The organism is Burkholderia sp. E168m23, from assembly GCF_016586125.1.
In the GTDB taxonomy this organism is placed as follows: domain Bacteria; phylum Pseudomonadota; class Gammaproteobacteria; order Burkholderiales; family Burkholderiaceae; genus Burkholderia; species Burkholderia orbicola.
The window spans coordinates 1-7,718 of sequence record NZ_BCPP01000251.1 but is presented as its reverse complement, the minus strand read 5'-3'; the positions used below and the strand labels follow the sequence as shown (position 1 = coordinate 7,718).

The following is a 7,718-nucleotide window of genomic DNA, read 5'->3' as shown; positions in this document are numbered from 1 at the left end:
GAACGCATCGACGATCAGCCCGCCGGCGACCGGACCCGCGGCCATCCCGAGGCTGCCGGCCATCGCGCAGCCGCCGATCACGGTGCCCATCATCCGCAGTGGAAAATTCTCGCGCGCGAGCACCGAATACAGCGGCATCACGCCCGCATAGATGAAGCCGAACAGCGTCGCGACCGCGTAGAAGCCGTCGAGCGTGCGCACGAAGTAGTAGCCGAGCGCGCCGAGCGCCTGCGCGAGCAGCCCCGCCACCAGCATGCGCTTCGCGCCGAGGCGATCGCCGAGGACCCCGAACGCGATCCGGCCGCCCATGCCCGCCAGCCCTTCGACGCTGTAGATCGATACCGCGACGATCAGCGGAATCCCGCAGGTCACCGCGTAGCTGACCGTATGGAAGATCGGGCCCGAATGGGTCGCGCAGCAGAAGAAATTGGTCAGCACCAACACCATGAACTGCGGCGAACGCAGCGCATCCGCGACCGACATCGCGGCGGGCGCGCCGGCCGACGCAGGCGCAGGCGCAGGCGCCGCGTGGGCGGATGCAGGATCGAGCGCGGGCGCCCGGCGCACCAGCAGCGACACCGGGATCATCACGACGGCCGCCAGCGCGGCGATCAGCAGCATCGACGTGCGCCAGTCGCGCACCGACACGAGCCAGGCGGCCAGCGGCGCCATCGTCATCGGCGCCATCCCCATGCCGGCCGACACGAGCGATACCGCGAGGCTGCGGTGCGTGTCGAACCAGCCGGTCACGCACGCCATCATCGGCGCGAATATCGCGGCCGTCGCGCTGCCCACGGCCAGGCCGAAGGTCAACTGGAACACGAGCAGCGACGGCGCGCGGCTCGCCAGCGCCAGGCTCGCCGACAACAGCACGGCGCCCGCGATGACGACCGGGCGCGTGCCGACGCGGTCCGACAGGCTGCCCCACGCCATGCTGGCGAACGCCATCGCGATGAAGCCGAGCGTCATCGCCGCGGAAATGCCGGTCATCGACCAGCCCGTATCGCGCGCGATGGACCGCAGGAACACCGGCAACGAGAACATCGCGCCGATCGCGACGCAGCCCATCAGGCCGCCCGCGGCGACGATCACCCAGCGGTATCGGGAATCCGGCATGTGGCATGTCATGTGGCCTCTCCTCGTTGGTTGCACCATTCGCGGAAAACCGGGTGACGAGCGCATGGCGCGGCGCACTGCCCGGTCGATATCGATACGACGGGCGACGCAGCGGGAAATCGACATGCGCGGCGTATGGGCCGCAGATTTTTATTGTCGGCGATTCCATGCGGCTTGCAAGGGTCGGATCATCCGCTCACCCCGCTCCCGCTTTTCCGCAACGGGAAATTCGAAATCACAAATAGTTGGTTGGGGCGCGCAATGACGCTGGCTACACTCGCCCCATCTTGTCATAACAAGTTGACCGATGACCCCACCCAACGTCGTGCCGCTGTCCGCGGCCCCGCTCTACGTGCAGATCAAGGACACGCTGCGCGCGCGCATTCTCGACGGCACCTACGCGCCGCACAGCCGGATGCCGTCCGAGCACGAGCTCTGCGCGATGTTCGACGTTAGCCGCATCACGGTGCGCCAGGCGCTCGGCGACCTGCAGAAGGATGGCCTGCTGTTCAAGCTGCACGGCAAGGGCACGTTCGTGTCGAAGCCGAAGGCGTTCCAGAACGTGACGTCGCTGCAGGGTTTTGCCGAGGCGATGTCGTCGATGGGCTACGAGATCGTCAACCAGTTGCGCAGCCTGCGCACCGTGAAGGCCGATCGCCATCTCGCGACGAAGCTGAACGTGCAGGAAGGCGCGCCGCTCGTCGAGATCCATCGCGTGCGGCTGCTGAACCGCGAACCCGTGTCGCTCGAACAGACTTGGGTGCCCGAAGCGCTCGGCAAGCGCCTCGCGGGCGCCGATCTCGCGACCCGCGACATCTTCCTGATCCTCGAGAACGACTGCGGCATCCCGCTCGGCCATGCCGACGTGTCGATCGACGCGATCCTCGCGGACGACGAAATCGTCGACGCGCTGCACGTCGAGGAAAGCAGCCCCGTGCTGCGCATCGAGCGCCTCACGCACGACGCGTCGGGCGCGCCGATCGACTACGAATACCTCTACTTCCGCGGCGACGCCTTCCAGTACCGGTTGCGCGTCGACCGGCAAAAGGCGCGCAAACCTGCAAGGAGCCCGCGATGAATACCCATGTGCATGAATACGACGTCGTCGTGGTCGGCGGCGGCACGGCCGGCCCGATGGCGGCCATCAAGGCGAAGGAGCGCGATCCGTCGCTGCGCGTGCTGCTGCTCGAGAAGGCCAACGTGAAACGCAGCGGCGCGATCTCGATGGGGATGGACGGCCTGAACAACGCGGTGATCCCCGGTCATGCGACGCCCGAGCAATACACGCGCGAGATCACGATCGCCAACGACGGGATCGTCGACCAGGAAGCCGTGTACGCGTATGCGACGCACAGCTTCACGACGATCGAGCAGCTCGACCGCTGGGGCGTGAAGTTCGAGAAGGACGGCACCGGCGACTACGCGGTGAAGAAGGTCCATCACATGGGCTCGTACGTGCTGCCGATGCCGGAGGGACACGACATCAAGAAGGTGCTGTACCGGCAACTGAAGCGCGCACGCATCGCGATCACGAACCGGATCGTCGCGACGCGCGTGCTGACCGACGCACAAGGCCGCGCGAGCGGCGTGCTCGGTTTCGACTGCCGCACCGCCGACTTCCACGTGATCCGCGCGAAGGCCGTGATCCTCTGCTGCGGCGCGGCCGGCCGCCTCGGCCTGCCGGCATCGGGCTACCTGATGGGCACGTACGAGAACCCGACCAACGCGGGCGACGGCTACGCGATGGCCTATCACGCGGGCGCCGCGCTCGCGAACCTCGAATGCTTCCAGATCAATCCGCTGATCAAAGATTACAACGGCCCGGCGTGCGCGTACGTGACCGGCCCGCTCGGCGGCTTCACCGCGAACGGCAAGGGCGAACGCTTCATCGAATGCGACTACTGGAGCGGCCAGATGATGTGGGAGTTCTACCAGGAACTGCAGAGCGGCAACGGCCCCGTGTTCCTGAAGCTCGACCATCTCGCGGAAGAGACGATCAGGACCATCGAGCAGATCCTGCATACCAACGAACGGCCCAGCCGCGGCCGCTTCCATGCGGGGCGCGGCACCGACTACCGCAGCCAGATGGTCGAGATGCACATCTCCGAGATCGGCTTCTGCAGCGGCCACAGCGCGTCGGGCGTGTACGTGAACGCACGTGCCGAGACGACCGTGCCGGGGCTTTACGCGGCCGGCGACATGGCGGCCGTCCCGCACAACTACATGCTCGGGGCATTCACGTACGGCTGGTTCGCCGGACAAAACGCAGCTGACTACGTGGCCGGCCGCGACCACGCGCCGGTGGACGACCAACAGGTCAACGCCGAGCGCACCCGCGTGCTCGCACCGCTGCTGCGCGAACGCGGGCTGGCGCCGGCGCAGGTCGAGTACAAGCTGCGCCGGATGGTGAACGACTACCTGCAACCGCCGAAGGTGACGCGCAAGATGGAGATCGGGCTACAACGTTTTGACGGAATTATTGAGGATATCGAAGAAATCAAGGCCGACAATCCGCACGAACTGATGCGTGCGGCCGAAGTGCGCGCGATCCGCGATTGCGCCGAAATGGCCGCGCGCGCGTCGCTGTTCCGCACCGAAAGCCGCTGGGGCCTGTACCACCATCGCGTCGATTTTCCGCACCGCAACGACGCCGAATGGTTCTGCCACACGTGGTTGCGCAAGGATGCCGAGGGCGCGATGCGCAGCGAGAAGCGGCCGGTCGAACCGTACGTCGTGCCGCTCGCCGACGACGAACGCGGCGCCTACGCGCAGTTGCGCATCCGCGAACCGGCCGCGCTCGCGGCCGCCCTTTGAGGAACCTTGCCATGTCCCATACCCCGCACGACATCTTCCAGCGCAGCAGCGCGCCCGTGACGATCGACGAGTCGCTGTGCATCGCCGACAAGGGCTGTACCGTGTGTGTCGACGTGTGCCCGCTCGACCTGCTCGCGATCGACGTCACCAAGGGCAAGGCCTACATGCAGTTCGACGAATGCTGGTACTGCATGCCGTGCGAACGCGACTGCCCGACCGGCGCGGTCAAGGTCGACATTCCTTACCTGCTGCGGTGACGCGGCGCGGCGCCCGCCAAGGATCGTGCCGGCCATTTTAACGGTGGAATGCCGCTGTCAAACAGCGGCGCTCCTTTCCTCCCCGTCCTGAAGGACGGGGTTTCTCGGAGCAACTGATGAAAACCACGCTACGGATGTTTCGCCTGCTCGCCGCGTCGATCGCGGTCGCGGCCACCGGTTTTGCACATGCGGAGACAATCCGCGTCGCGATCGGCACACAGGACACGACGATCAACTGCGCGACCGGCGGTCTGCTGATCCGTGAACTGCATCTGCTCGACAAGTACCTGCCGCGCACCGGCAAGTACCAGGACGTGAAATACGACGTGCAGTGGAAGGATTTCACGTCCGGCGCGCCGCTCACCAACGAGATGGTCGCCGGCAAGCTCGACTTCGGCGCGATGGCCGATTTCCCCGGTGCCTTGAACGGCGCGGCGTTCCGCAAGGCCGGCCGCAAGAGCGTGTTCATCACCGTGCTCGACGGCAGCATCGACGGCAGCGGCAACGGGATCGTCGTCCCGTCGAATTCGACGGTGCACGGGCTGGCCGACCTGAAGGGCAAGACGATCTCGGTGCCGTTCGCATCGACCGCGCACGGCATGCTGCTGCGCGCGATCAAGGCCCAGGGCTGGAACCCCGACACCGACGTGAACATCGTCACGCAGGCGCCCGAAGTGGCCGGCAGCGCGCTGAAGGCGAACAAGATCGACGCGCATGCGGATTTCGTGCCGTTCGCCGACCTGTTCCCGTACCGCGGCATCGCGCGCAAGATCTACGACGGCGCGCAGACCCACGCGCCGACCTTCCACGGCGCACTCGTCGATGCGGACTACGCGCAGCGCTATCCGGAAATCGTCGTGGCCTATCTGCGTGCCGCGATCGAGGCGAACCGCCTGCTCGCGCAGAACCCGGAAAAGTACAGCCTGCTGATCGAGAAGGTCACCGGCATCGAGGCGCCGGTCGACTACCTGTATCACGGGCCGCTCGGCATCCAGACCCGCGACCTGACGTGGAAGCCCGAATACCGGCAAGCGGTCGCGACGGCGATCGATACGCTGAAGCTGCTGAAGAAGACCGACTCCGCGCCCGACCCCGCGACGTTCGTCGACGACCGCTATATCCGCGCGGCGTTCAAGGCGTCCGGGCTCGATTACGACGCGGCGTTGAAACACTACGGCAAGCAGCCGCTCGTCGCGAACGATGCGACGACCGGCAAGCCGATCCGCGATTTCAACGACGTCGCGCAAGTGTGGCTCGCCAACGACGAACCGGTACGCAACTACGCGAGCCCCACCGCCGCGTTCGTGGCGCTCGGCAAGCTCGGCCCTTCCGCGAAGGTGCGGGCGGTGTTCGTGCACGACCATGCGAGCGGCCTGAAGCTGTTCGCCGACCAGGCGTGGTACGTGAAGGACGCGCACGGCGTGCTCACCGCGTTCCTGCTGAAGTCGGGCGCCGACGCGTACGCGCAGCAGGTATCGGGCGCTGTGGTCGACTACGCGGCCGCGAAGACCGTCACCGCGCAGGCGCTCGCCGCCCGCTGAACGTCGCGCGCCTTTCCCCTTCCATTCGTCGACCCCGGACTTCCGCATGGCTGCCACCCTCGACCTCGTCAAACGCCGTCTCGCCGACGCACCGCGCAGCGGTGACACCCGCTCACCGCATTCCGCCGCGCGCCGCCGCTCGACCCCGATGCGCCGCCGCGCATGGCGCATCGCATCGCTCGCCGCCTGCATCGCGCTGTGGCAGGCGGCCGTCCACTGGCGGCTGTCGCTCGGCATCGTCACGTTCGCGAACGTGCCCGCGCCGAGCGACGTCGGCCCCGCGCTGGCAGCGTTCCTGCAATCGCCGAAGCTGCCGATGCACCTGTTCGCGAGCATCACGCGCGTGCTGGCCGGCTTCGTCGCGGCGGCGGTCACCGGCATCGGCCTCGGGCTCGCGATCGGCCGCTATCGCGCGCTCGAGGACACGCTGCTGCCGCCGCTCGAGATGCTGCGGCCGATTCCGGCCGTCGCGTGGATTCCGCTCGCGATCCTGATGTTCCCGTCGTCCGAGCTGAGCATGATGTTCATCACGTTCGTCGGCGCGCTGTTTCCGATCCTGCTCAATACCGTGCATGGCGCCGAAGCCGTCGACCCGCGGCTCGTCGCGACCGCGCGCAGCCTCGGCACGCGCGGCCTCGCGCTCTATGCGGAAGTGATCCTGCCCGGCGCCGCGCCGTCGATCTTCACGGGCCTGTCGATCGGAATGGGTACCGCGTGGTTCTGCCTCGTCACGGCCGAGATGATCGCGGGCCAGTACGGGATCGGCTATTTCACGTGGGAATCCTATACGTTGCAGAACTACCCGGACATCGTGGTCGGCATGGCGCTGATCGGCCTGCTCGGGATGGGCAGCAGCCTGCTCGTCAAGCGTATCGGCGCGGCGCTCACGCCGTGGTACGCACCGCGTGGAGGCCGATCGTGAGTACGCCGGACATTGCGTCGCCCGCGCCCGGCCGCATCGGCGTGCGCGCGCTGACGATCGAACTCGGCCCGCCGCATGCGCGCTTCGCGGCGCTCGATACGCTCGACGTCGACATCGCACCCGGCGAATTCGTCTGCGTGCTCGGGCCGTCCGGCTGCGGGAAATCGACGCTGCTCGGCGCGCTCGCCGGCCACGTCGCGGCCACGCACGGCGAAATCGTCGTCGACGGCGAACGCGTCGACCGCCCGCATCCCGATCGCGGGCTCGTGTTCCAGCAGCACACGCTGTTTCCGTGGAAGCGCGTGATCGACAACGTCGCGTTCGGCCTGAAGATGAAAGGCGTGCCCGCGCGGGAGCGCCGCCGCGAAGCGGCCGAACTGCTCGAGCTCGTCGGGCTCGGCGGCTTCGGCGCGCACTATCCCGCGCAGCTTTCCGGCGGCATGCAGCAGCGTGTCGAGATCGCCCGCGTGCTAATCAACCGGCCGCGTGTGCTGCTGATGGACGAGCCGTTCGGCGCGCTCGACGCGCAGACGCGCCGGATGATGCAGACGCTGCTGCTCGACATCTGGTCGCGCATCGGCACGACCGTGCTGTTCGTCACGCACGACATCGAGGAAGCGCTGTTTCTCGGCGACCGCATCCTGATGCTGTCGCCGCGGCCCGCGCGCATCGTCGCCGATATCCGCGTGCCGCTCGCGCGGCCGCGCACCGACGACAGCACGACCGAGCCCGCGTTCGTCGACATCAAGCGCCGCTGCCTCGCGCTGTTGCGCGATGCCGCCTGAGCGCACGTGCCCGCCCATTCACCGCACCGACTCTTTCCCATGACCGCTTCTTCCTCCGCTTTCCCGCTGCCCGGCGTGCCGGCCGCCGATCATGCCGCGCTCGTCGCGCGCCTCGCCGCAGCCGACGCATCGGTGCGCCGCATCGCGCTGCTCGAACTCGCCGATCTCGAAGCGCCCGAACTCGTGCCGTCGTTCATCGCGGCGCTGCGCGACGACCCGTCGGCCGACGTGCGCAGCGAGGCCGCGCGCGTGCTCGACGCATGGGAGCAGCCCGAGGTCGTCG

The 7,718-nt window shown here is 67.6% G+C and carries 8 protein-coding genes; 7 read left to right on the top strand and 1 reads right to left on the bottom strand.

Features of this window, described 5'->3' with window-relative positions:
- Positions 1 to 1,116, bottom strand: a 1,116-nt coding sequence (locus tag JMF90_RS15000) for an MFS transporter (protein WP_201325200.1), incomplete at its 3' end; no start/stop codon positions are given.
- 307 nt (positions 1,117 to 1,423) lie between these two features.
- Here JMF90_RS15000 and JMF90_RS14995 point away from each other — a divergent pair.
- The 7 genes from JMF90_RS14995 to JMF90_RS14965 form a co-directional block, all read left to right on the top strand.
- Entirely contained in the window at positions 1,424 to 2,194 is a 771-nt protein-coding gene (locus JMF90_RS14995) for a GntR family transcriptional regulator (protein ID WP_201316971.1), read from the top strand.
- The gene (locus tag JMF90_RS14990; RefSeq protein ID WP_011694310.1) at positions 2,191 to 3,930 is read left to right on the top strand and encodes a fumarate reductase/succinate dehydrogenase flavoprotein subunit; all 1,740 of its coding nucleotides are present in this window, start codon (positions 2,191 to 2,193) and stop codon (positions 3,928 to 3,930) included. Before JMF90_RS14995 ends, JMF90_RS14990 begins: the two co-directional genes overlap by 4 nt.
- 11 nt (positions 3,931 to 3,941) lie before the next feature.
- Entirely contained in the window at positions 3,942 to 4,187 is a 246-nt protein-coding gene (locus tag JMF90_RS14985) for a ferredoxin family protein (RefSeq protein WP_006478532.1), read from the top strand.
- A 116-nt stretch (positions 4,188 to 4,303) separates the two neighbouring features.
- Positions 4,304 to 5,728 carry an ABC transporter substrate-binding protein gene (locus JMF90_RS14980; RefSeq protein ID WP_011549573.1) on the top strand — a complete coding sequence of 475 codons (1,425 nt, stop codon included), beginning with the start codon at positions 4,304 to 4,306 and terminating at the stop codon, positions 5,726 to 5,728.
- A gap of 46 nt (positions 5,729 to 5,774) precedes the next feature.
- Positions 5,775 to 6,650, top strand: a complete 876-nt coding sequence (locus tag JMF90_RS14975; RefSeq protein WP_011549572.1) for an ABC transporter permease — start codon at positions 5,775 to 5,777, stop codon at positions 6,648 to 6,650.
- Positions 6,647 to 7,435: an ABC transporter ATP-binding protein gene (locus JMF90_RS14970; protein WP_011549571.1), complete on the top strand. Its 789-nt coding sequence runs from the start codon at positions 6,647 to 6,649 to the stop codon at positions 7,433 to 7,435. Before JMF90_RS14975 ends, JMF90_RS14970 begins: the two co-directional genes overlap by 4 nt.
- Positions 7,436 to 7,474: 39 nt before the next feature.
- A partial coding sequence (locus JMF90_RS14965; protein WP_201325199.1) for a HEAT repeat domain-containing protein occupies positions 7,475 to 7,718 on the top strand: 244 nt, incomplete at its 3' end.